Origin of the sequence: Sporosarcina sp. NPDC096371, assembly GCF_044762865.1 — a bacterium.
Lineage (GTDB): Bacteria > Bacillota > Bacilli > Bacillales_A > Planococcaceae > Sporosarcina.
The window spans coordinates 196,746-218,098 of record NZ_JBIWFE010000003.1; the positions used below are offsets into that span (position 1 = coordinate 196,746).

At 41.5% G+C, this 21,353-nt stretch carries 22 protein-coding genes and 1 riboswitch; of the genes, 19 read left to right on the forward strand and 3 right to left on the reverse strand.

Annotation, left to right across the window (positions count from 1 at the left end):
* Positions 1-65: 65 nt before the first annotated feature.
* A riboswitch (SAM riboswitch) is annotated at positions 66-173 on the forward strand.
* Between the two features lie 101 nt (positions 174-274).
* The 5 genes from metA to ACIQ0H_RS09680 all read left to right on the forward strand — a co-directional run bounded on the left by metA (position 275) and on the right by ACIQ0H_RS09680 (position 3,872).
* Positions 275-1,183 carry a homoserine O-acetyltransferase MetA gene (gene metA / locus ACIQ0H_RS09660; protein WP_403413761.1) on the forward strand — a complete coding sequence of 303 codons (909 nt, stop codon included), beginning with the start codon at positions 275-277 and terminating at the stop codon, positions 1,181-1,183.
* A gap of 60 nt (positions 1,184-1,243) precedes the next feature.
* The gene (locus ACIQ0H_RS09665) at positions 1,244-1,960 is read left to right on the forward strand and encodes a hypothetical protein (RefSeq protein WP_403413763.1); all 717 of its coding nucleotides are present in this window, start codon (positions 1,244-1,246) and stop codon (positions 1,958-1,960) included.
* Positions 1,961-2,059: 99 nt separating this feature from the next.
* Complete coding sequence (locus tag ACIQ0H_RS09670; protein WP_403413765.1) at positions 2,060-2,629, forward strand: GNAT family N-acetyltransferase; 570 nt, start codon at positions 2,060-2,062, stop codon at positions 2,627-2,629.
* A gap of 116 nt (positions 2,630-2,745) precedes the next feature.
* Complete coding sequence (locus ACIQ0H_RS09675; RefSeq protein WP_403413767.1) at positions 2,746-3,003, forward strand: PepSY domain-containing protein; 258 nt, start codon at positions 2,746-2,748, stop codon at positions 3,001-3,003.
* Positions 3,004-3,161: 158 nt separating this feature from the next.
* Positions 3,162-3,872 carry a DUF421 domain-containing protein gene (locus ACIQ0H_RS09680; protein WP_403414488.1) on the forward strand — a complete coding sequence of 237 codons (711 nt, stop codon included), beginning with the start codon at positions 3,162-3,164 and terminating at the stop codon, positions 3,870-3,872.
* A gap of 58 nt (positions 3,873-3,930) precedes the next feature.
* Here the strand turns inward: ACIQ0H_RS09680 and ACIQ0H_RS09685 are convergent, their stop codons facing one another.
* Positions 3,931-5,097: an NAD(P)-dependent malic enzyme gene (locus ACIQ0H_RS09685; RefSeq protein ID WP_403414490.1), complete on the reverse strand. Its 1,167-nt coding sequence runs from the start codon at positions 5,095-5,097 to the stop codon at positions 3,931-3,933.
* A gap of 292 nt (positions 5,098-5,389) precedes the next feature.
* Here ACIQ0H_RS09685 and ACIQ0H_RS09690 point away from each other — a divergent pair, with 292 nt between their 5' ends.
* The 3 genes from ACIQ0H_RS09690 to ACIQ0H_RS09700 are packed head-to-tail and all read left to right on the forward strand — an operon-like array spanning position 5,390 to position 6,686.
* The gene (locus ACIQ0H_RS09690; protein WP_403413769.1) at positions 5,390-5,965 is read left to right on the forward strand and encodes a TetR/AcrR family transcriptional regulator; all 576 of its coding nucleotides are present in this window, start codon (positions 5,390-5,392) and stop codon (positions 5,963-5,965) included.
* Positions 5,966-6,021: 56 nt separating this feature from the next.
* Positions 6,022-6,369 (forward strand): DMT family transporter, encoded by a 348-nt coding sequence (locus ACIQ0H_RS09695; RefSeq protein ID WP_403413771.1) that lies wholly within the window; start codon positions 6,022-6,024, stop codon positions 6,367-6,369.
* A gap of 2 nt (positions 6,370-6,371) precedes the next feature.
* Entirely contained in the window at positions 6,372-6,686 is a 315-nt protein-coding gene (locus ACIQ0H_RS09700; RefSeq protein ID WP_403413773.1) for a DMT family transporter, read from the forward strand.
* A gap of 128 nt (positions 6,687-6,814) precedes the next feature.
* Here the strand turns inward: ACIQ0H_RS09700 and ACIQ0H_RS09705 are convergent, their stop codons facing one another.
* Positions 6,815-7,474, reverse strand: a complete 660-nt coding sequence (locus ACIQ0H_RS09705; RefSeq protein ID WP_403413775.1) for an HAD family hydrolase — start codon at positions 7,472-7,474, stop codon at positions 6,815-6,817.
* Positions 7,475-7,587: 113 nt separating this feature from the next.
* Here ACIQ0H_RS09705 and ACIQ0H_RS09710 point away from each other — a divergent pair, with 113 nt between their 5' ends.
* Both ACIQ0H_RS09710 and ACIQ0H_RS09715 read left to right on the forward strand, forming a co-directional pair.
* Positions 7,588-8,496, forward strand: a complete 909-nt coding sequence (locus tag ACIQ0H_RS09710) for an RluA family pseudouridine synthase (protein WP_403413777.1) — start codon at positions 7,588-7,590, stop codon at positions 8,494-8,496.
* Between the two features lie 15 nt (positions 8,497-8,511).
* A complete protein-coding gene (locus ACIQ0H_RS09715; RefSeq protein ID WP_403413779.1) occupies positions 8,512-9,297 on the forward strand; it encodes an MBL fold metallo-hydrolase in 786 nt (261 codons plus the stop codon).
* A 56-nt stretch (positions 9,298-9,353) separates the two neighbouring features.
* Here ACIQ0H_RS09715 and ACIQ0H_RS09720 read toward each other — a convergent pair whose 3' ends face one another.
* Positions 9,354-9,989 carry a spore coat protein gene (locus ACIQ0H_RS09720; protein ID WP_403413781.1) on the reverse strand — a complete coding sequence of 212 codons (636 nt, stop codon included), beginning with the start codon at positions 9,987-9,989 and terminating at the stop codon, positions 9,354-9,356.
* 150 nt (positions 9,990-10,139) lie between these two features.
* Here ACIQ0H_RS09720 and ACIQ0H_RS09725 point away from each other — a divergent pair, with 150 nt between their 5' ends.
* The 9 genes from ACIQ0H_RS09725 (at position 10,140) to ACIQ0H_RS09765 (ending at position 21,150) form a co-directional block, all read left to right on the forward strand.
* Complete coding sequence (locus ACIQ0H_RS09725; protein ID WP_403414493.1) at positions 10,140-11,426, forward strand: LysM peptidoglycan-binding domain-containing protein; 1,287 nt, start codon at positions 10,140-10,142, stop codon at positions 11,424-11,426.
* A 105-nt stretch (positions 11,427-11,531) separates the two neighbouring features.
* The gene (locus tag ACIQ0H_RS09730) at positions 11,532-12,269 is read left to right on the forward strand and encodes an alpha/beta fold hydrolase (protein ID WP_403413783.1); all 738 of its coding nucleotides are present in this window, start codon (positions 11,532-11,534) and stop codon (positions 12,267-12,269) included.
* A 500-nt stretch (positions 12,270-12,769) separates the two neighbouring features.
* On the forward strand, positions 12,770-14,152 hold the full coding sequence (gene gdhA, locus ACIQ0H_RS09735) for an NADP-specific glutamate dehydrogenase (protein ID WP_403413785.1): 1,383 nt from the start codon (positions 12,770-12,772) through the stop codon (positions 14,150-14,152).
* A 268-nt stretch (positions 14,153-14,420) separates the two neighbouring features.
* A complete protein-coding gene (locus tag ACIQ0H_RS09740) occupies positions 14,421-15,632 on the forward strand; it encodes an argininosuccinate synthase (protein WP_403413787.1) in 1,212 nt (403 codons plus the stop codon).
* Between the two features lie 338 nt (positions 15,633-15,970).
* Positions 15,971-17,536, forward strand: coding sequence for a hypothetical protein (locus tag ACIQ0H_RS09745; RefSeq protein ID WP_403413789.1), 1,566 nt, complete (start codon positions 15,971-15,973; stop codon positions 17,534-17,536).
* A gap of 3 nt (positions 17,537-17,539) precedes the next feature.
* Positions 17,540-18,778: an ABC transporter permease gene (locus tag ACIQ0H_RS09750; protein ID WP_403413791.1), complete on the forward strand. Its 1,239-nt coding sequence runs from the start codon at positions 17,540-17,542 to the stop codon at positions 18,776-18,778.
* Entirely contained in the window at positions 18,775-19,905 is a 1,131-nt protein-coding gene (locus ACIQ0H_RS09755) for an ABC transporter permease (protein WP_403413793.1), read from the forward strand. The genes ACIQ0H_RS09750 and ACIQ0H_RS09755 overlap by 4 nt, the downstream gene beginning before the upstream one ends.
* Entirely contained in the window at positions 19,898-20,572 is a 675-nt protein-coding gene (locus ACIQ0H_RS09760) for an ATP-binding cassette domain-containing protein (RefSeq protein ID WP_403413795.1), read from the forward strand. The genes ACIQ0H_RS09755 and ACIQ0H_RS09760 overlap by 8 nt, the downstream gene beginning before the upstream one ends.
* A complete protein-coding gene (locus tag ACIQ0H_RS09765) occupies positions 20,569-21,150 on the forward strand; it encodes a YdcF family protein (protein WP_403413797.1) in 582 nt (193 codons plus the stop codon). Before ACIQ0H_RS09760 ends, ACIQ0H_RS09765 begins: the two co-directional genes overlap by 4 nt.
* Positions 21,151-21,353 lie beyond the last annotated feature (203 nt).

A 21,353-nucleotide genomic window follows, 5' to 3' on the forward strand; every position in this document is an offset into this window, starting at 1 on the left:
CCTGAGAAAATAAAAAGACTGTTTACAATAAAAAGTTTAATAGTATAATGGAATCTAATTGAATATTCTTATCAAGAGAAGCTGAGGGAAATGGCCCGATGAAGCTTCAGCAACCTCTGACATTGTCAGAAAGGTGCTACCTCCATCAAGATTTTTTTCTTGAGAGATAAGAACTGTGAGCGTAACGCAAATCCTCCTTTCTTATCCTATAGAAAAGAGGGTTTTTTTATGCTTAAAATGCATACATAATATACTGAAAAGGGAGAGAAATCTTATGCCAATCAACATACCTGAAAGATTGCCGGCTGGGGAATTATTAAAAAAGGAAAAAATATTTGTCATGGATGAGAACCGTGCAACGTCTCAAGACATCCGACCATTGAATATTATTATTTTGAATTTAATGCCGGAAAAAGAGCGCACAGAATTGCAACTTCTGCGCTTATTGGGCAATACACCGTTGCAGGTCAATGTGACGTTTATGAATATGGCCACGCATGAATCGAAAAACGTTAGCAAGTCTCACTTAGACAATTTTTATACTACATTTGAACATATCAAACATCGACGTTTTGATGGCATGATCATTACGGGTGCGCCAATTGAGCATTTACAGTTTGAAGATGTGAATTATTGGGATGAAATGACACAGATTATGGACTGGACTAAAGAAAATGTGACGTCTGTTTTACATATTTGTTGGGGCGCACAGGCAGCATTGTATCACCATTATGGAATTGATAAATTTACCTTGCCGAAGAAATGCTCAGGAGTCTTTACTCATCGTCTATCAGACCCAACCATCGATTTGGCACGTGGGTTTAATGATGAATTTAGAGCGCCACATTCACGTTACACAGCTGTTTCTGTGGAAGAAATCGAAAATGATAAGCGTTTGCATCTACTGGCGAAGTCTGAGGATGCTGGTGCGTTCATCATCATTTCTAACGATGCTAAACACATTATGATTACGGGTCATTTTGAATATGACGCCACGACACTTGCGGAAGAGTATGCACGTGATATCCAAAAAGGTGTCGATATTGACATGCCAGAAAATTATTTTCCAAATAACGATCCAAACAAAGAACCATTAAATACATGGCGCTCCCATACTCACCTGCTCTTTTCCAACTGGTTGAATTATTACGTCTATCAAGAGACACCGTTTGAATGGGCATAACTGCTCAATGACCACCTTGTCGCAAGTTGCATAAGATAGTATGACGAGGAGGTTGGGCAAATGGGGTTGTTTATGAATAGTGATGAGCACCCAGATGTTTTTAAAAATGATGCAGCAATAGTAGCGCAAAATCAAGGCCATTCTAAAATAGATACGTTAGCGGAATGGATGCAGGAGCAACAGGAAGCGAATGCTTCACTTAATCGTCATATCAGCGACCTGGAAATGCTCCTCAAACAACAAACAAAGAACCAGTCGAATCAATTAAATAACGTTCGTAACCGTGTAAAAGAACTGCAAGACAATGATTCACGACATGGGCAATTTGAAAAAAATGTCTCAAAATCGTTGACGAAGCTGGATAAGAAACAGCAAGAACTCCATCAGATATTGGAGGATAAACATGCAGTAGACAAGGAATTCAAAATGCAAGTGGATACGATTAGCGAATCAACGAACAATATGGCGGTAAAAATGACTAGGCAGTTGGACCAACAACAACAATTAGCTAAATTAATTTTACGGCAAGAGAATGCCCAAAAAGATGTTATTAGCAGACTGGTCAATCAAGAAGGCGTGACGGAGAAAATGGGTAGGCAATTAGATCATCTCCGTAGCCTACTGTATGAACGCACCAATGTTTTAACCGAGAAATTAGAACACAGCTATACGATGACAGCCGCTTATCTAGCAAAACTATTGGCGAACGCAGAACAGCCTATGGCTCGCTTCTGGATGAATCCAAAGTCGGAAGAGAAACAAGAAAAAACTGATTGAAATGGTTATTAACTGCAAGAAAATGGTTGAAGCAACAAAGAAGCACTACGTACAGATCATGTACTTTGTGCTTCTTTGTTCATTCAAGCAATTATGGAAATGTATAAGAAAGGAATAGAGTATATGGATGAACAGCAATCTGAAAATCGAATTCAATTGAGGGAAATGGTGAAGGGTGATTGGCCCGATGTACATAAATATGCATCTATGGAAAGTGTCTGTAAATACCAACCGTGGGGGCCGAACACTGAAGAAGAGTCTTTAATGTTTATTGATGAAGTACTACAAGATGCAAAGAGACAACCACGTAGTCGTTTTGTCTTTGCAGTTTTTGAACAGGAGACAGCTACGATGATCGGCTCTGGAGAAATAACTATCAGGGATACGGTTAACCGTGAAGGAGAAATTGGATACATCTTTCACCCAGATTATTGGGGACGTGGTTATGCAACTGAAGTGGCTCTTTTACTCGTTAATTTTGGTTTTAACGATTTAAACCTTCATCGAATATACGCGACATGTGATCCGCGTAATAGTGCTTCTTCTAGGGTTTTAGAGAAAGTTGGAATGGTGATGGAAGGAAGACTCCGGGAAACTCTGCTTCTTAAAGACGGTTGGCGGGATTCATTCATCTACGGTATATTGGAGCATGAGTGGAAATGTAAGTAATTCATCGCCTCATCCTGTAGGATACTCACCGCCATTGTAGAATGAATTAGGCACATCTTACCCCCTTTTGAATAGAATGTGAAGGACTGCATAACTTTTGAATGGGAGTGAAATGGGTGACGCATCAAAATCGAGAAAGTCAAAATCAACATTGGGCAAACCATTGGCAAAATCCACAATATCGCAGGATTACAATCGATCAAGCTATGGCGATTGCATTGCAACGTGTGCCAGGACAGGTTATAAAAGCAGAACTGGATTACGACGATGGTATGTTGGTCTATGAGATTGATATTAGAACAGCAGAAGGCCATAAGTATGAAGTGAAAGTTGACGCAAATACAGGAGCCATTTTAAGAGTGAAACTTGACTAACCAAAAATATGATTGAGATGCCACGCCGGTAAGTGATACCGTTCGTGGCTTTTTCTTACTTGTTGACACCAAAGCATCTATTACCTCTTCAGTTTTATGTATAGGCGCTCTGTCTTAGGGGAATAATCTCAGAATGACAGGAGTGTGTGATCATGGGCATAAATGAATTACTGGATTTTCATGCATGGGAAACCCTATTTAGGACAACGGTTGCATTCATTGTTTTACTCATTCTTGCCAGATTTATGGGGAAGAAGCAGATTTCTCAGTTATCCTTCTTCCATTATGTAACAGGCATCACCATCGGTTCGATTGCAGCAGAAATTGCAGCTCAGCAAGAAACGGCATTTGTAGATGGGGTTATTGCCATGATCTGGTGGGCATTATTGACATTGCTAATGAGTTATATCGCGCTTAAGTCAAAGAAGGCACGAGTCATTCTAGACGACCAACCGACAATCATTATGTATGAAGGGAGACTCGTCGAGGAGGCAATGCGAAAATCACGACTCCATCTGAGCGATTTGAACATGATGTTACGTGAGCAGGGGATTTTTTCTATTAAAGAAGTTCAATATGCGATATTTGAGACGAATGGGAACTTAAGTGTATTGAAAAAAGCAGATCAGGAACCCGCGACAAAAAAAGATGTACATGCTCCTGCACCTGAACCTAAATATCTTCCATCTGAAATCATTGCTGACGGGAAGATTGTTAAAAAGAATTTGACAGAGTTGCATTTAACGGAAGAGTGGGTTTATGATCAGCTGAAAAAACAAGGGATCGGTAAGGTAGATCAAGTATTTTATGCGGAAATCCAAACGGATGGAAGTCTTCATGTTCATGAGAAGAGTGATAATCATAAATAAAGGGGAAGCGTCATAAACCGGATAAAACCGTGTAGATGACGCTTTTTGTAGACCAGAATTACAAAACTACAAATTCTTGACTAGTGGACACACCTGATTCGACTGCAGCATCACTAACTGCCTGAGCAACAACTTTTACAACTCGATCATCAAAAGGATCCGGAATGATATAATCATCTCTGAGTTCAGAGTCTTGAATCAGTGAAGCAATGGCATAGGTTGCAGCTAACTTCATGCTTTCATTGATTTCACTTGCGCGGACATCTAGAGCGCCGCGGAAGATACCTGGAAATGCAAGGACGTTATTCACTTGATTTGGATAATCAGATCGTCCGGTTGCAATGATACGAACCCCGAATTCGTGTGCTTTGTCGGGAGCGAGTTCTGGATTCGGGTTGGCCAAACCAAAGACAATCGGATCGTCATTCATGCACTCAATCAGCTCTTTCGTCAATAAATTAGCGACAGACACGCCGATAAATACATCCGATCCTGTCATTGCCTCTTGTAAGGAACCTGTTAAGCCCTGGGGATTGGTCATGTCTGCAATTTCATGCTTCATGGGATTCATGCCATTCGGTCTTCCTTTGTATATAACGCCCTGTGAATCGCAGAGGGTAATTTGTTCGAAACCAATGTTCAGCAGAAGTTTCGTAATGGCAATACCGGCTGCCCCCGCGCCATTGACCACAACTTTAACAGTTTTCATGTCTTTATGGACAACTTTTAAAGCATTGAGTAATCCGGCTCCAACGACGATGGCTGTTCCGTGCTGATCATCGTGGAATACTGGAATTGAGCATTCTTCACGCAATCTTTTTTCGATTTCGAAGCATCGTGGTGCAGAGATATCTTCTAAATTGATGGCGCCAAAGGTTGGACTGATCGCTTTCACTACCTGAACAATTTCCTGAACATCTGTTGTGGCTAAACAAATTGGAAAAGCGTCGATACCAGCAAAACTTTTTAATAACATTGCTTTTCCTTCCATAACAGGGAGTGCTGCTTCAGGTCCAATATCCCCCAAACCTAGCACAGCCGTCCCATCTGTCACGACCGCCACCAGATTCCCCTTGATGGTGTAGTCGTATACTGCTGTGGGATTTTTGGAGATTTCTATACATGGTTCAGCTACACCCGGAGAGTAAGCTAAACTAAGATCCACTTTGTTTGCAAGCGGAACTTTAGAGACAGTTTCCATTTTTCCCGTATGAACCAGGTGCATCTCTAATGAAGATCGATAATGATTCGTCAAAGAACATCCCCCATTCCCAACAGTTTTTGCTAGTAATAGATTTTTACCATAAATCCGTGGTTAACACAAGTTTAAAAATTCAATTGATTCTAATAATTATAAAAACGTAGCGCTTCCATTCCCTTTGTTAGTAAGTTTATGGCGTACAGAACTTTTAAGAATTAATTTTTAGAATGAATGAACAACAACCGGGGAGATTGCATTGTGGCTAATGACCTGATAAAATGAATGACAGTCAGTCATGCGTGAGGAGGATACGTAGATGAATAAGAAAGAGATGATTGTTCATGCCGCGATTCAAGTTTTTCGGGAGCAGGGGATCGAAAAAACAAAGATTTCGGATATCGTGAAAGCAGCCGGGATTGCTCAAGGTACGTTCTATTTATATTTTCCATCCAAATTATCACTTATGCCAGCAATTGCTGAGGTAATGGTGGAGAAAACGATGACTATTGTGCAAGCATCTGTACAGGAATCTGCCACTTTTTCAGTGAAACTGGAACAACTCGTAGAAGCCATTTTTCAGGTGACGCATGACTATCATGAAATACAGGCGCTCATCTACTCAGGTCTTGCTTCAACCGAGCATTTAAAAGAGTGGGAAACAGTCTATGCACCTTTTTATCAATGGCTTAGCGAACGTTTGCAGGAAGCGAAGGAAGAGGGCATCATTCGTCCATCCATTCACGCTGACCGTACGGCGAAGATGATTATTGGGCTTGTTGAGTCAGCCGCGGAACAAATTTATTTATACGATTCAGAGCAAGAAGATCAGGCACGCATCCAACAAGTGGAAGTGAATGATTTTTTGAGGCATGCGCTGGGTATGCATGAATAGATAGCATTTTGTAGCATAATGAATGACAGTCAGTCATAACTTGAGGAGGATTTTCAATGAATAAGTCGTGGTTCTATGTCGCGATGACGAGTTTTTTCGAATTGGTTTGGATATTTGGCTTTAACGTAGCAAGTGCGTGGTGGCATTGGATTTTTATCGTTGCCTTTATATTTGTCGATTTTCATTTTTTATCGAAGGCATGTGAAAATCTGCCGACAGGTACGGTTTATGCAGTATTTGCAGGGATAGGAACAGTGGGCACAGCGTTAATGGATGTTTTCTTTTTCGGACAGAGTTTGAGTGCGGGGAAGATTTTCTTCATCGTAGTACTGGTTATCGGCGTTATCAGTTTGAAGCTGGTTGATGATAAAGAAGAGAAAAAAGCAGCGAAAGGAACTGAATAACTATGGGATGGCTATATGTTTTACTTGCAGCAATCAGTGAAATTATCGGTGTCGTGGGACTGAAGAAATACAGTCAGAAAAAAACAGTGAGTAGTAGCTTATTGTATGTTGGTGGATTCGGGGCTGCTTTTGCGTTTTTATATATGTCATTTAAGTATTTACAAGTGAGTGTTGCCTACTCGGTTTGGATTGGTGTTGGGACTGCAGGGGCTGTTCTTGTGAATATGTTTTTCTTTGGGGAGTCAAAAAGTACAGGGCGTATCGTGAGTGTCATGCTTATTGTCGCCGGTGTTGTTGGCTTAAAAGCACTTTCATAAGAAAAGCGCAGGGCGCCTGATTAGATGGCTTATGACCCAAGCATCTTGCGCCAGGAGTTAGACACACTGGAAATTGCCCGGAGAGGGACTCTGAATGTAAAAAACGAAGCCGAGATGGCTTCGTTTTTTTAGATGATTTCCCAGTTTCGCTGTTTTGCAAGAGCTTGTAATCGTGGCTCAGGACGAACTGCGACTGGATTCCCGACGAGTTCGAGGACGGGGATGTCTGAAAAACTATCTCCGTATGCAAAACTATTGTGCCAATCGATGTCTTTCCCTTCCAATGCCTCTTTTATTTTTTCATTCTTCCGTGGGCCTTGGATATGATCAATCGGTGCTTGGACATCTATAATTTTCCCATTTAAAGGGACGTCTGTTCCAATAATGATATTGAATTGTAATTCCTTAGTGACGGATTGCAAAAGTGGTGTATAGGCACCTGAGACGAGCATCACATGTACATCGTCGGCAATATGCTGTTCCAAGCGCGAGATGACGTCGGCGTTAAAGCCTTGTCGCACTTTATCGGCCAGCTCTTCGAAATAATGATCTAACTCTACCTTGGATAGATGACCAAGTGCATCCAAGTAGATTTTCATGGAACGTTCTTTCATCTTGGCTTCAGGAAGCAGTTTTAGCTTGTGGCTGATATAAGGCCGAAGAATGGCTCGGTAAAATTTTTTAAACTTTGGATGGTGTACGGGATGATGTTTAAGATGATTCATTAATAGCTGAAACGTTTCGTCTGCATATAGTGTTCCGTCGAAATCGAATATTGCAACTCGCATAAAAATCCCCTTTTTCTTCCGTAATATAAATAATTCCCTTGTTTAATCATACAGCGTTTGTAATGTGGAGGCAATTTGAGGATAATGTAAGGAGAGAGTGAGGAGTTTTTAATATGCAAAAAAGTCGTAAAAGTTCAGCAGGAAAAAAAGTAAATGCATCCGTTTATACAGTGAAAGAATCGACGGGGTTATTACCCTTTTTATTGGAAAGTATGGCGGGTAGCGGTCGAAATGCAGTGAAATCTATATTAACACGGGGACAAGTAACTGTTGACGGGGAAATGGTGAAACAACATAATCACCCGCTTCTACCTGGGCAGACCGTTGAAATTATTAAAAATCAAGCGGCGATAAAAGGAGAGACGCTGGTTGGTGTCAGCATTTTGCATGAAGATGATGACATTATCGTCATCAATAAAGATGCGGGTCTTCTATCAGTTGCATCGAAAAATGAAACTGAAATGACTGCCTATCGACAAGTTCGGGATTATGTCAGCAATGGCAATCCGAATAAGCGAATTTTTATCGTACATCGACTAGATAAAGATACGTCGGGTGTTATGCTATTTGCGAAAAGTGAAGAAGTGAAGGAAGCTTTGCAATCCAATTGGAGTAAAGTCGTGAAAGAACGCGTCTATATTGCACTTGTAGAAGGAACCGTACGTAAAAAATCGGGTAAGATTGCATCGTGGTTGAAAGAAAGTAAAACCTTCAAAGTGTATTCAAATCCAACGGACAACGGCGGACAACATGCTGTGACACATTACAAAACGATTCAATCCAATAAACAGTTTTCCTTGCTGGAAGTGGAGCTTGAAACGGGGCGTAAAAACCAAATTCGTGTCCATATGGAAGACCTCGGTCATCCCGTTGTCGGCGATAAGCGATATGGGGCAACAGGCAATCCAATCAAACGGCTAGGCCTTCATGCAACTCGAATAGTGCTCACACATCCAGGAACGGGAGAGCTTGTTCGTTTTGAAGCCGACGCACCGAAGCCATTTTACGCAAAATCAAAATGAGTAGGTGAGGTAGGCATGAACATAAAAGCGCACGACGATCTATTGCAAGCAGAGATGATGGTATCGTTCCGCAAGCAAAAAATGGTTGTCTCGGTCTATGTAATAGATGGATTACTGATTGATACAGGGCCGCCGATCATGAGGGACAAGCTTATTCCGTGTTTCGAGGAGTGGGCAGTCAAGGATGTAATTTTAACGCATCATCACGAAGATCATACGGGTGCAGCCCATTGGATTCAAGCGCATCAAAACATCCCGATTTATATTCATGAATCAGGTATTGAAAACTGCGAAAAGAGGATGAAGTTGCCTTTTTATCGCAAAGTATTTTGGGGAGAGCGACAATCTTTCCAACCACTTGCGTTAGGCGACCAATTTACAACAGCTAATTATACATGGGATATCATTCACACCCCGGGCCATGCGCATGATCATGTGGCGTTATTTAATCGTGAGAAAGGCTGGATGTTTGGCAGTGATTTGTATGTGCACCCAACACCGAAAAGTTTTTTTGCATTTGAATCCGTTCCGGTTATTATCGACTCTTTAAAGAAATTGCTAACGTATGATTTTGATACTTATGTATGTTCACATGCGGGAGTGATTCATAAGGGGCGACAGGTGATAGAGAAAAAGTTAGACTATTTGGAAGGTGTTCAACGGGAAGTATTAGCGCTTGCGACGAGGGGGAAAAGCCCCCATGCCATTCGAAAAACACTGTTCCCTAAAAGTCACCCGCTACATTATTTGTCACTATTCGAAAATTCACCAAAGCATATTGTTAATTCGATTTTGAGATGAACGACGCATGAAAAGGTGCTAACTTTTATAGTTAGCACCTTTTCTATATATCGAAATTATTGAATCGTATGATTTGGCATAGCCGGTTGGCCTACCGTCGCAAACGAATTCAACAATTGTTGCATATCTGGCTGGGCAAGCTGTGGCATCTGGTAATAGTGATGCTTATTTTGATATATGGACAATTCATAGGCCATCTCTATGCAATTTGGTACAGAGTCAGCGAGTACGCGGCGGACGACCGGATTACATGTTTCTGTTGCGGCTACCGTTTTCATCGAGGCACCGGCTTTGGCAGAAGCGAGTAAGAAGCCCGAAATTATTTCATCCGATATTTCTGCCGCTGATTGAATCGGTTTTTTAGGCTGCGCGGGTTTCATCCCGTAAATAAAGTCATTTCCTTCTTTCATCTCATACCGTCCTGTTGGATGCGATGGATTCTGTCCGGTTTTAAAGGCTTCGACGGTAATATTATATTCGTCCAAGGTGAAGCGGTATTGCCGATCTAACATATCCAATAACTCCGGATCTTGGACATGTGGCCGTAATAAGATCGCTTGGTTAAGCGCTCCGACAGTGCCTGATAATGCTTCGTGGACATCAAATAATTCATGCCCTCCATGATTCATCTGTTGTGGAACTGGCCCTGTATGCATATTTTCATGTGTTTGGCCGAATGGATTTTGCGTCACTATATTTCCTCCTAAAGACTGCATATTTTCATCGACAGTAGTATGGATGGAGACATGCAATCTATACGCCAAAAATTAGGCATAATTGCCATCCGACAAAAATAGGCTTAGATAGAGGACATTTTTGTAGATGAAAGGCAGATGATTAGCATGCAAATTCATGTTGTTCAAAAGGGGCAAAGTTTGTACGGAATTGCTCAAGCTTATGGCATTAGTTATCAAGATATTGCACAAGCCAATGAAATTCCAGATCCTTCTCGAATTGTAGTAGGTCAAGCGTTGGTCATTCCTATAACAGGAAGTTATCATTGGGTTCAGCCGGGTCAATCTTTGTATGTGATTGCCCAATTATACGGAATGACTGTTAACGAATTAGCGACCATCAATGGCATCTCTCCATCCGCTACGCTCCAAGTTGGACAGCGTCTCTACATTCCACCAAGACCGAAAGTGACAGCGGAGTCTTTATTGTATGTCGAGCCAAGAACACCAGTCGCGCAATCGATGATTGATGAAGTAAGAAGGCGTGTCTCCCAATTAACATACCTCGCGATGTTTAGTTACGAAGTGTTACGAGATGGTTCAGTAAAAGCACCGTCGATTGCTAACATCCCGAATATTGCAAAGTCGGCTGGGGCTGCAAATGCGCTCGTCGTCAGTAACTTGGAGGATTTTGCATTTAACGCGGACTTGGCGCATGCAATCTTTACAGACCAAGCAGCCCAAGATCGTTTATTCAGCAATCTTATTCAAATTGCCAATGAAATCGGCTACAAAGATATTCATTTTGATTTTGAACTCTTATATCCAGAAGATCGTGAGCTCTATAATAACTTTCTGCGAAGAGCAAGAGACCGTTTTCATCCAGCAGGGTTGACACTGTCGACTGCGTTGGCCCCAAAAGCGAGCGATATACGAACCGGGATTTACGGAGCGCATGATTACAAAGCACACGGAGAAATAGTTGATTTCGTTTCCCTTATGACGTATGAATGGGGCTATACGTATAGCGAACCGCAAGCTGTAAGCCCAATTGGTCCAGTGCGAGATGTTGTGGAATATGCAGTGAGTCAAATTCCGCCCGAGAAAATCTTCTTAGGTCAAAATTTATACGGCTATGATTGGTCGACTCCGTATCCAACTCAAGGTGGTTCGGCAGCAAAAGCACTCAGCCCACAACAAGCATTAGCGATTGCAGTCGCTAAAGAGGTAGATATTAGCTATGATTACGTTGCCCAAGCGCCGCATTTTAACTATACAGACGATGCGGGTGTGCAACATGAAGTATGGTTTGAAGATGCGCGAAGTATCCAAGCCAAATTCGATTTGGTCAAAGAGTTTGGTTTACGTGGCATGATGTACTGGAAACTTGGCTTAGCATTCCCACAAAACTGGTTGTTATTGACGGATAACTTTAACATACGGAAAATTACGTAAACTTATACTAGTGCTGTGAATATTATGGTAGTCTGATAGTTCATGATGGAATGAAGTACGAGTGAAACCTGCTCGTACTTTTAGGCGTGGAGGTGAATAACGAGTATGCATGTTAAGGAATATGGCAATAAAGAAGGGCCTCTTTTGTTGTTTTTACACGGTGGTGGTGTTGGCGGTTGGATGTGGGGTAAACAAGTAGATTATTTTACCGATTACCATTGTCTCGTTCCGACATTGCAAGGACATGGTGAACGAAGTGCAGAATCCTCTTTTTCAATTAAGGGCAATGCACTGGAAATCATTGAGCTCATCGAAGAACGAAAGAACGGACGCGAGGTCAACATCGTCGGTTTTTCGATAGGGGCACAAATCACGCTTGCAATAATAAGTTTAGCACCGACCCTTGTCCAGTCGGCAGTTATTAATAGTGCTCTTGTCTTACCTATGAAAATGGCGATACCATTTATTGCCCCAGCCATCAAATTGACGGCACCCTTCATCAAGAACAGGACATTTTCCAAAATACAAGCAAAGCAACTGTATATTGATGACCTCTATTTTGAACAATATTATGAAGACAGTGTGAAAATGAGCCTCTATACGCTTATTGAAATGCTGCAAGAGAATATGGGGTATGAACTGCCGAAAAATACGTCCGATACGACTACGCGAATCCTAGTAACAGTGGGTGATAAGGAGAAAGGAGTAATGAAGGAATCAGCCGAAAAGATTATGGTTAGTTATCAAGATTGTTCATGTGTAGTGATTTCAAAAGTAGGCCATGGCTTTTCATTTGCCCAGCCTGAACGGTTCAATCGGCTGATAGAGGAATGGATACATTAAAAAAGCAGCCAAGAGATGAAGACTCTAGGCTGCTTTTATGAAATCGTCGACTTAGTCTTTATTGATATAGTCGAGGAAGGCTTGAAGGATCTCGATATCTGGATTAATCATTAAGGCAGGTAAGAAAGCGAAAGTCATGAGTAGCATGACAACCCCACCTATTGATGCTCGAAAAAATTTGCCGATTTTCATATTACTCTCCTACTTTCTATTAGCCATCGATTTTCAAACATGTATGGTTCGCATGAGTCAGTTTGAATAACTCCATAATAAACTCTTTTTGGGGAAAAGTAAATATTTTTTCAATTCGCCATACATAAACAGAACACAATATAGTATAATTATTGATTATCCATAAAAAATAGTTTGTATCTACCTACATATTCAGTGATAATATGTAAAAAAGAGTAAATATTTTGACATAGCGATAGACGATTGATATTGGAGATTCAATAGATTCTCCTTTAACATATAGCTTTTTAAGAAAGGGATGAGTGCGAATGACTAAGTTGAATTCAATGCAGACTGATAATAAAAAAAGGGCAAATGATTACGTTCATGAAGTATATGAATTAGTGAAGAAGCGTAATCCAGATGAAAAGGAATTTCTTCAAGCGACAAGAGAAATCTTCGACTCCCTTCGCCCCGTTTTTGCCAAGCATCCTGAATACATTGCGAATGGAATACTTGAGCGTATTACAGAACCGGAACGAATCATTACATTTCGTGTTGCATGGGAAGACGATCAAGGGAAAGTTCATGTGAACCGTGGTTTCCGTGTCCAGTTTAATAGTGATCTAGGACCTTATAAAGGTGGTATCCGTTTTCATCCCTCCGTCAACAGCAGTATTATGAAGTTTCTTGCTTTTGAACAAATTTTTAAAAATGCATTAACGGGTCAACCGATTGGGGCAGGTAAAGGCGGTTCTGATTTTGATCCGAAAGGGAAGTCGGATCGGGAGATTATGCGTTTTACGCAAAGCTTCATCACAGAATTGAGTAAGTATATCGGTCCGGATCGAGATGTTCCAGCAGGGGATATTGGTGTTGGGAAAAGAGAGATTGGTTACATGTTTGGACAGTATAATCGCTTGAAAGGCGGATACGAGGCTGGTGTTTTCACTGGAAAAGATCCGAATCATGGCGGAAGCCTTGGTCGTAAAGAAGCGACGGGCTATGGAACTGTCTATTTCGTTGAAGAAATGTTAAAAGAGAAAAATTTGAGTTTTGACGGGCAAACGGTTGTCGTTTCAGGGTCGGGCAATGTATCTACGTATGCGATGGAGAAGGCAATACAATTGGGCGCGAAAGTGGTCGCATGTAGTGATTCTGGCGGTTATATTTATGATAAGAACGGCATTGACTTGGATACGGTGAAACGTTTGAAAGAAGTAGAGAACAAACGAATCTCCGACTATACCAAAGATCATGCAGATGCTGAGTATCATGAAGATTGTTCAGGGATTTGGTCCATTCCTTGCGATATCGCCTTGCCTTGTGCAACGCAAAATGAAATTGATGAGATTGCTGCAAGTATGCTAGTGACCAATTCTGTGAAGGCGATTGGGGAAGGTGCGAATATGCCTTGTACACTAGAAGCAATGGCATTGTTCCATGAGAATGGCATTTTATTTGGACCTGCAAAAGCAGCGAATGCAGGCGGTGTGGCTGTTTCGGCAATGGAAATGTCGCAAAATAGCATGCGTCTGTCTTGGACGACTGAAGAAGTGGATGAAAAACTTCATCTTGTGATGAAAAATATTTATGTAAGTTGCATGGATGCTGCAGAGCGTTTTGGCCATCCGGGTAATCTAGTCATGGGTGCGAACATTGCAGGCTTCTTGAAAGTCGCAGACGCGATGGTTGCACATGGTCTTAGTTAAGATATGTCAAAGTCAAAAGGTCGTCTACGCAAGTTACTTATGCGTAGACGATTTTTTATATGCAGGAGTTTCTTGAATAGTGTGCATATACGAAGCGAAAGCTATAGTTCAATCCTTCCCTAGCGCCGAAGCAGGTTTGAAGGATCCAACCGCTACCTATTATTGTTGAGTTTTGCATAAAAACTATTGCGTTACATCCTAAATGTGTTATTATAAAAATACTTAAAGATGTATAAACATTCAATCAGACGTATGGAAGGGGACATATATGATGGAAAAGAAAAAAGTGGTTTTAGCGTATTCAGGTGGATTAGATACTTCGGTAGCGGTGCAATGGCTGACAGATCAAGGGTATGCTGTTATTGCGGTATGCTTAGATGTTGGAGAAGGGAAAGACTTGAAGTTTATTCAAGAGAAAGCTTTGCAAGTGGGTGCCGTGAATAGTTATGTCATTGATGCAAAAGAAGAATTTGCACAGGAATATGCATTACTTGCCCTTCAAGCCCAAGCCTATTATGAAGAGAAATATCCGCTGGTGTCAGCACTATCACGCCCACTAATTTCAAAAAAATTGGTTGAAGTAGCTCATAAAGAAAATGCAACTGTGGTTGCACATGGTTGTACAGGTAAAGGGAATGACCAAGTTCGTTTTGAGGTCGCGATTAAATCGCTTGACCCATCATTGGAAGTCATCGCGCCAGTCCGTGAGTGGAGCTGGTCACGTGAAGAAGAAATCGCTTATGCGAAAGAAAAAAATATTCCAATTCCAATCGACTTGGACAGCCCGTACTCTGTTGACCAAAACTTATGGGGACGTGCCAATGAGTGTGGCATTTTGGAAGATCCGTGGGCTGCACCGCCTGAGGATGCCTATGAGCTAACAGTTTCACTCGAAAACGCGCCAGATACCGCTGATGTGATCGAAATTGATTTTGAGAAAGGTGTTCCGGTCAGTATTGACGGCGTCAATTATCCGTTAAGTGAACTCATTTTGAAGTTGAATGACGTCGCTGGTAAACATGGTGTCGGTAGAATTGACCATGTGGAAAACCGTCTTGTGGGGATCAAATCACGTGAAGTGTATGAATGTCCGGGTGCCATCACTTTGTTGAAAGCACATAAAGAACTGGAAGACATTACACTTGTAAAAGATATTGCTCATTTCAAACCAGTGATTTCTCATAAATTAAGTGAAATGATTTATAACGGTTTATGGTTCTCGCCATTGCGTGATGCATTGCAAGCATTCCTTAAAGAAACACAACAGTATGTAAACGGGACAGTTCGTGTCAAATTGTTCAAAGGGCACGCGATTGTGGAAGGAAGAAAATCCGCAAATTCTCTGTATGATGAAAAATTGGCGACTTATACGTCAGATGATGCGTTTGATCAATCTGCAGCAGTAGGTTTCATCAAACTATGGGGTTTACCAACAGAAGTGCATAGCACGGTGAATAAAACAGAAACGGTTAATAAGTAACAGCGTAAACACCTAGGCGTTGAAGTCTAGATTTGGTGAACAATTGGGTTCTATCTAATCTCCAGCGAAGGTGTCTACTGGGGTAGCCGAAGCGGGAAGACAAAGGAGGGATGCAGTTCAATCCTTCCTTAAGCCCCGAGCGTTGTTGGTAAGATTCTTTATTTCAATATTTATAGATAAAATAATCGATGCGATAAGCGGGGCTCTCCACACAATTGATGTGGAGGGCCTTTTTAAATTATTTCCAACATTTTCTTTGAGTAACCGCATAGATTATGATAATATGAAAAAATGTGAATTATTTCTAATTCACGATAGATAGTAAGGGGGAGAAATAGTTGGATGAAACTGTAGTAAAGAAAAAAACGTTTAAGTCTTTGATTGTACTCATTGTTACGGCGTTAGTTGTAGTAGGCGGAAGTGTATCGGCCTTTTTTATTTTGACGAAGTCATCGAAAACACAGTACTTTTTGGCTGAAGTGGAGACGTACAAACAAATGGGTACGTTAGTGGAAGACCGTTATAAAAATGAATTGAATTGGGTGAAGGTTCAAGAAGAGAAGCCGGTAGAAACAAAGTATGATCTTTCTGGTGAATGGAATGACCCATCGGTTGCCCCTGAAATGCAGGAGATTCAAAGCATCGTCAATAGTGTGACAGTATCTATGGACCAAGTATACAATCCGAAGAAGAAAGAACTTGAAGCGGCGTTAAGTGGAAAGCTTGGAAATGTTACCGTTGATTTCGGTTCAATTTTTGCGACGACAGAAAAATTAGTAGTTGCATTGCCATTTATGGAAGAGCTTATCCGTTTTGATGATAAGGATTTTGGTAAATTGATGAGAGAGTTTGATGCAGATTTCGAAGGCAATGAAAACCTTGGTCTAGCCGATTTATTTGAAATCAAACCTGCGTCTATGAAAGAAGCGGAAAGTTACATAGAAAAAGAGTATGTGGAGTTTTTGGTGAAAGAACTTCCGGAAGATGCATTTACAAGTGTCAAAGAAGAAATTATTGTAGCCGATCAAAAGGTGAAAGCGAAGAAGATTACAATGGATCTTTCTGAAAAGCAAGTGAAGACACTGTTGAAAGATGTATTGGCTAAAGCGAAAAAAGATGAAAAGCTGAAAGAAATCGTGAAGGATCAATTGGGTGTTTCCTCATTTGCGGGAGACTTTTCACCAAGTGATCTTACCCTAGTTGTTGAAGAATTTGATAAAGGAATTGAAGAGGCGATTAAGGCTGTAGATACATTAGCCATACCTAATGGGATTCAATCGACGATTTGGCTTCAATCGAATCAGATTGTGCAACGCGACTTTGTGGTAACAATGGGTAGCAGTGCGGATGATGTAGTGACAGTTAAGCTAACGGGTACGCAATTGCTTGAGAAAGCGGATCAGCAATGGGATTACAAATTTACGGTGACTGATTCTTTTGGTGACGAAAGTGTAGTGGACTTTACAGGGAAGTTGGCATGGAAAGATCAACAAGCAAATGATACGATTGCCATTTCTGTCGAGGATATGAAAATTAGTTACAAGGGCAAAGAGGAATTGGTCGATAACAAACGTTCATTTACGCGTACATTTGCATTTTCGAACGGTTTTGACGAGCCATCCCTTACTTGGAAAGGCAGTGCAACGCATGACAGTGATGAAATGAAGGCGGATCACACATTCTCGGTAAGTGACCAAAATGCGGATGTAGAAATGTTCAATGTTCACCTGAAACAACAAGGGAAAATCGTGAAAAAAGTAAATATGCCTGAAGAAACAGATGGCACTGTGAATATTGGCCAAATGGATAAGGCGGAGATTGAAAGCTTTATCGAATCTGAAGTATCGAAAGTGGAAAATTGGTTTTATGATCTAATTGGCAAAGTTGAAGGGGAACTTTATTAAAGGATGGAAGTGGGTCGCGTGCTATCCCTTAGAAGATTATTGTTTTTTATACAGCAAAATACAAAACTGCTGAGGAAGAAGTGGGCGACCCTTCTTCTTCTTTTTCTATTTCCAATTGTTTTGATAGGTTTGTTGCTGGGGCTCGTCATGGCTTTAGTAGTGCCAGATGATAATTCTTCGATTCGAGTGGCGCTGGTTGATGAGGATAGAACGAAGGAATCTCAGCTATTCAGTAGCTTGTTGGAAGAAATAGGTGCGGAAGATTCATACATCCAAATCATTGCATTGTCAGCTGAACAAGCACAACAATTAATGGCTCTAAATGAAATCAGTACGTATTTTACTTTTCCGGAAGGATTTACGGCGGATTTGTATGAAGGGGAGTCTGTGATACTACCGATTGTTGGGAACCCCGCGAGGCCAACAGACAGTTATCTGGTGAAAGAACTCGTAGAAAGTATGGCACGCTATATCGGAGCGGCTCAGGCCAATATTCTGACCATCAATGACTATGCTAAAAAGACGAACATGTCAAAGGAGCAACGGCAAGAATTGATGCTGCAGCAATTTATGGATTTTACGATGTATACACTTGGCAAGGATATGATATTGGATGAAAAAGTGCTGGAAAATGTTGCAACGTCGACGCCAACGCACTATTATGCTTTGGCGGGCTGGTTTATCAGCTTGTCGATTTGGTTGCTAGCTTTTTACACCGTTTTAGGGAAAAAGGAACATCCGGCGATGCAAATACGTTTATCATTAGTAGGTGTAAGCATGTGGCAACGCGTTTTCGCGCGCATGGTTGTAGCTCTGATGGGAAGTCTTGTCTGCGCTACGTTGCTGTTTATTGGGATTAGCCAATTTGTTGAGTATGAGATGTATTTCATTGACTATATCCGATTTTCATCGTTTGCCATTTTGTATGCCTTGTTGTTGCTAGTGGGGATTGCGTTACTGGATATCTGGGTTTCATCGCAGAAAATGGGGTTGTTATTGCAGGGGGTATTGACCTTTGCGCTCATTTTTACAAGTGGCGCGGTGATACCGACCTTATACTTTCCGTTAGTGGTTCAGCGTGTATTACCCTATGTCTATTCCTATGATAGTCTACAGTGGATGATTGATATTGTAGTAGAAGGACGTAATTATGCTGACTTCACGTCGCTGACCATGGCGGCTACCGTTGGGCTAATGAGTGTGTGGCTATCGACGGTTGGGAAAGAGAGGTGGGGCCGATGACAATTGTGTCCACCCGCTGGATGCGTTGGCGTAAGGAATGGAAAAGTTTAGTGTGTTGGTTGCTATTGCCAATTGTTTTAACGGTGTTGATGATGAAAAGTGTTGGGGTTTGGCAGGAAGAGATGACCGTGCCGATTGCGATTATAGTAGAAGAGCAATCGGAACTGGCACAGCAGCTGGTAGCAGATATGGCGAATACGGACCTTCTCCACATTCACTATATGGAGTTGGATGAGGCACTGCATAAGCTTGAGCAGCATGAGCTAGATAGTGTATTTGTCATCCGTGAAGGCTATGCCGATAATATTATTGCAGGGCGGCGCAATCAACTGATTGAAGCGTATTCCTCGAATCGATCGTATGCTTACCAAGCGGTCGTGGAAACGATTACGTCATTCGCGCAACAAGATGCGGCACGTTCAAAAGCGGCATTCGTCATCAAGCATTTATTCAAAGATGCTGGGAAAGAAGATGAGTGGAGTTATGCGGAAATTATAGATAGTAGTCGGGAACGGCAGCAAAACGGAGCATTACTGCAATCGAGTTTTTCTTTTTTTGACAAAGAGGAAGATGCGACTGAACAATCGTTGTCGATTGTTCAAGTCTGGGGTGTTTGGGCGCTGTTTGCGATGATTATAGTGTTTTTCCTGTTCGATTGGGTGTTGAAGGAAAATCGATTGGCGATGCGTTCGCGTTGGCAATTTACAACGATGTCATTTCAGCAATACGCACAGCGTACATTTTTGCTATATACGCTGTTGTTAGTGGCTGTGGACTTACTCGCGGTCGTCATTTTTCAGAGATTATTTGACGAAAAAGTTTCTATTCAAGTTGTCGTATCACTTTTCGCATTCCGACTCACCATCAATCTGCTGGCCTTCCTAACGGCTAGCGTATTCAAACAATTATTCATGTACTATATAAGCGGCATAGCACTCGCGCTGTTCCTTGTGGTTGTGGGTGGAGCAATTGTACCGATAGAGGGGCTTTTGAGAAATTGGCCATGGGTGGAAGCACTTAGCCCGATTCACGCATTATTGAATGGGTCCATTCCGTTCATTTGGCTGTTAGTGCTTTCTGTATTACTTGGCTTATGGGTATGGAAAGGAGAGGGAACGTATGCTTGAAGTGTCTGGACTTCAAAAAAAGTATAAGGATAAGACGGTTATTCATCAGATGTCTTTTTGCATGAAACCAGGAGAAGTTATCGGCCTTGTGGGAGAAAATGGTGCTGGGAAATCGACGTTGTTGCAACTATTGGCGACAGTGATGCAACCTACGCAAGGGGAGATTCAATTAGAAGGGCTTTCTTATAGCAAGGATGTGAAGAAAGTCCGGCGGAAAATCGGTTATGTGCCACAGGATATTTCGATTTGGGATGAATTCACGGTAGAGGAGAATATGCTGTTCTTTGAAAAGTTGTCGTGGAAAAGACGTACTAAAGACCAGTGCAGGCAGTTGTGCTTGGACATGCAGTTGACGCACTGGAAGGAAGGCGTCCAGTCTCTGTCTGGTGGTATGAAAAGGAAATTGAATTTGGCAATCAGTCTTCTGCATGATCCGGTACTGCTGTTGTTAGACGAACCGACTGTCGGCATTGATCTCAAATCGAAAACGGAAATCGGTACGTATCTGCATAATTTAGCGAAGAATGAAGAGAAAATGATTATCTATACATCACATGATATGGACGAAATTATGAACATTTGCGATCGTGTCTATGCAATTGGAAAGGATCCGTTTTACACGGATTTATTGAAGGAAAAAGAAGTGGAGATTGAGGTGATTACATGAAAGTACGTAGTCGAATGGTAGTCGTCGTATGTATGGCATTCATTGGTGTTGCGATTTTCGGTTGGTGGCAAACTGGAAAGTGGATCGCTTCCGGTGTGCGTCCAGCTGCAGATGGGACAAACGACTATGCGATTGTGTTAGGAGCGAAAGTAAAGAAGGATAGCCCTTCATTAACCTTACGCTACCGTTTGGATGCCGCATTAGCATATGCGAATGAAAATCCACATGTGACACTGATTTTATCTGGCGGGCAGGGTCCTGATGAGCCGATGAGTGAAGCGGAAGCGATGAGACAATTTTTAACGGAAAATGGGATTGAAGAAGGTCGACTGTTGCTAGAATCGGCTTCTACTTCGACTTATGAAAATCTTCTTTTCTCAAAAGAACTACTACCGCCGGACGTAGATGCCATCACGATTATTACAAGTGATTTTCATCTAGCAAGAGCACAGAAAATCGCGGGTAGTTTGGATCTCAAATCCGATGTAGTAGCGGCAAAAACACCGAAAGTGGTCGAGGCAAAATCGAACTTTCGAGAACGGATTGCGTTGGTGAAAACGTATATTGTGGGGAGATAGACACATCACTTATTTAGAGGTGATGTGTTTTTTTTATGGGTAATGATTGAAGTTGAATAATTAATTCAATAAAATAACACGACTGTTGATTAACCAAGGTCAACCAATAACAAACTTGATCATATACCAGGCGCTACGTGTATAGATGCTTTCTTAATGGTAATTCTATTTTTATAGTAATGAAGTTTCACTTTCTATAACAC

What these genes read in the sequence shown, in the direction of transcription:
- ACIQ0H_RS09730 (WP_403413783.1), top strand. Translation starts at nt 11,532, where the DNA reads ATGCATGTTAAGGAATATGGCAATAAAGAAGGGCCTCTTTTGTTGTTT.
- ACIQ0H_RS09715 (WP_403413779.1), top strand. Translation starts at nt 8,512, where the DNA reads ATGAACATAAAAGCGCACGACGATCTATTGCAAGCAGAGATGATGGTA.
- gdhA (WP_403413785.1), top strand. Translation starts at nt 12,770, where the DNA reads ATGACTAAGTTGAATTCAATGCAGACTGATAATAAAAAAAGGGCAAAT.
- ACIQ0H_RS09725 (WP_403414493.1), top strand. Translation starts at nt 10,140, where the DNA reads ATGCAAATTCATGTTGTTCAAAAGGGGCAAAGTTTGTACGGAATTGCT.
- ACIQ0H_RS09700 (WP_403413773.1), top strand. Translation starts at nt 6,372, where the DNA reads ATGGGATGGCTATATGTTTTACTTGCAGCAATCAGTGAAATTATCGGT.
- ACIQ0H_RS09695 (WP_403413771.1), top strand. Translation starts at nt 6,022, where the DNA reads ATGAATAAGTCGTGGTTCTATGTCGCGATGACGAGTTTTTTCGAATTG.
- ACIQ0H_RS09705 (WP_403413775.1), bottom strand. Translation starts at nt 7,474, where the DNA reads ATGCGAGTTGCAATATTCGATTTCGACGGAACACTATATGCAGACGAA.
- ACIQ0H_RS09750 (WP_403413791.1), top strand. Translation starts at nt 17,540, where the DNA reads ATGGAAGTGGGTCGCGTGCTATCCCTTAGAAGATTATTGTTTTTTATA.
- ACIQ0H_RS09670 (WP_403413765.1), top strand. Translation starts at nt 2,060, where the DNA reads ATGTATAAGAAAGGAATAGAGTATATGGATGAACAGCAATCTGAAAAT.
- ACIQ0H_RS09740 (WP_403413787.1), top strand. Translation starts at nt 14,421, where the DNA reads ATGATGGAAAAGAAAAAAGTGGTTTTAGCGTATTCAGGTGGATTAGAT.
- ACIQ0H_RS09690 (WP_403413769.1), top strand. Translation starts at nt 5,390, where the DNA reads ATGAATAAGAAAGAGATGATTGTTCATGCCGCGATTCAAGTTTTTCGG.
- ACIQ0H_RS09665 (WP_403413763.1), top strand. Translation starts at nt 1,244, where the DNA reads ATGGGGTTGTTTATGAATAGTGATGAGCACCCAGATGTTTTTAAAAAT.
- ACIQ0H_RS09710 (WP_403413777.1), top strand. Translation starts at nt 7,588, where the DNA reads ATGCAAAAAAGTCGTAAAAGTTCAGCAGGAAAAAAAGTAAATGCATCC.
- ACIQ0H_RS09765 (WP_403413797.1), top strand. Translation starts at nt 20,569, where the DNA reads ATGAAAGTACGTAGTCGAATGGTAGTCGTCGTATGTATGGCATTCATT.
- metA (WP_403413761.1), top strand. Translation starts at nt 275, where the DNA reads ATGCCAATCAACATACCTGAAAGATTGCCGGCTGGGGAATTATTAAAA.
- ACIQ0H_RS09685 (WP_403414490.1), bottom strand. Translation starts at nt 5,097, where the DNA reads ATGCACCTGGTTCATACGGGAAAAATGGAAACTGTCTCTAAAGTTCCG.
- ACIQ0H_RS09755 (WP_403413793.1), top strand. Translation starts at nt 18,775, where the DNA reads ATGACAATTGTGTCCACCCGCTGGATGCGTTGGCGTAAGGAATGGAAA.
- ACIQ0H_RS09760 (WP_403413795.1), top strand. Translation starts at nt 19,898, where the DNA reads ATGCTTGAAGTGTCTGGACTTCAAAAAAAGTATAAGGATAAGACGGTT.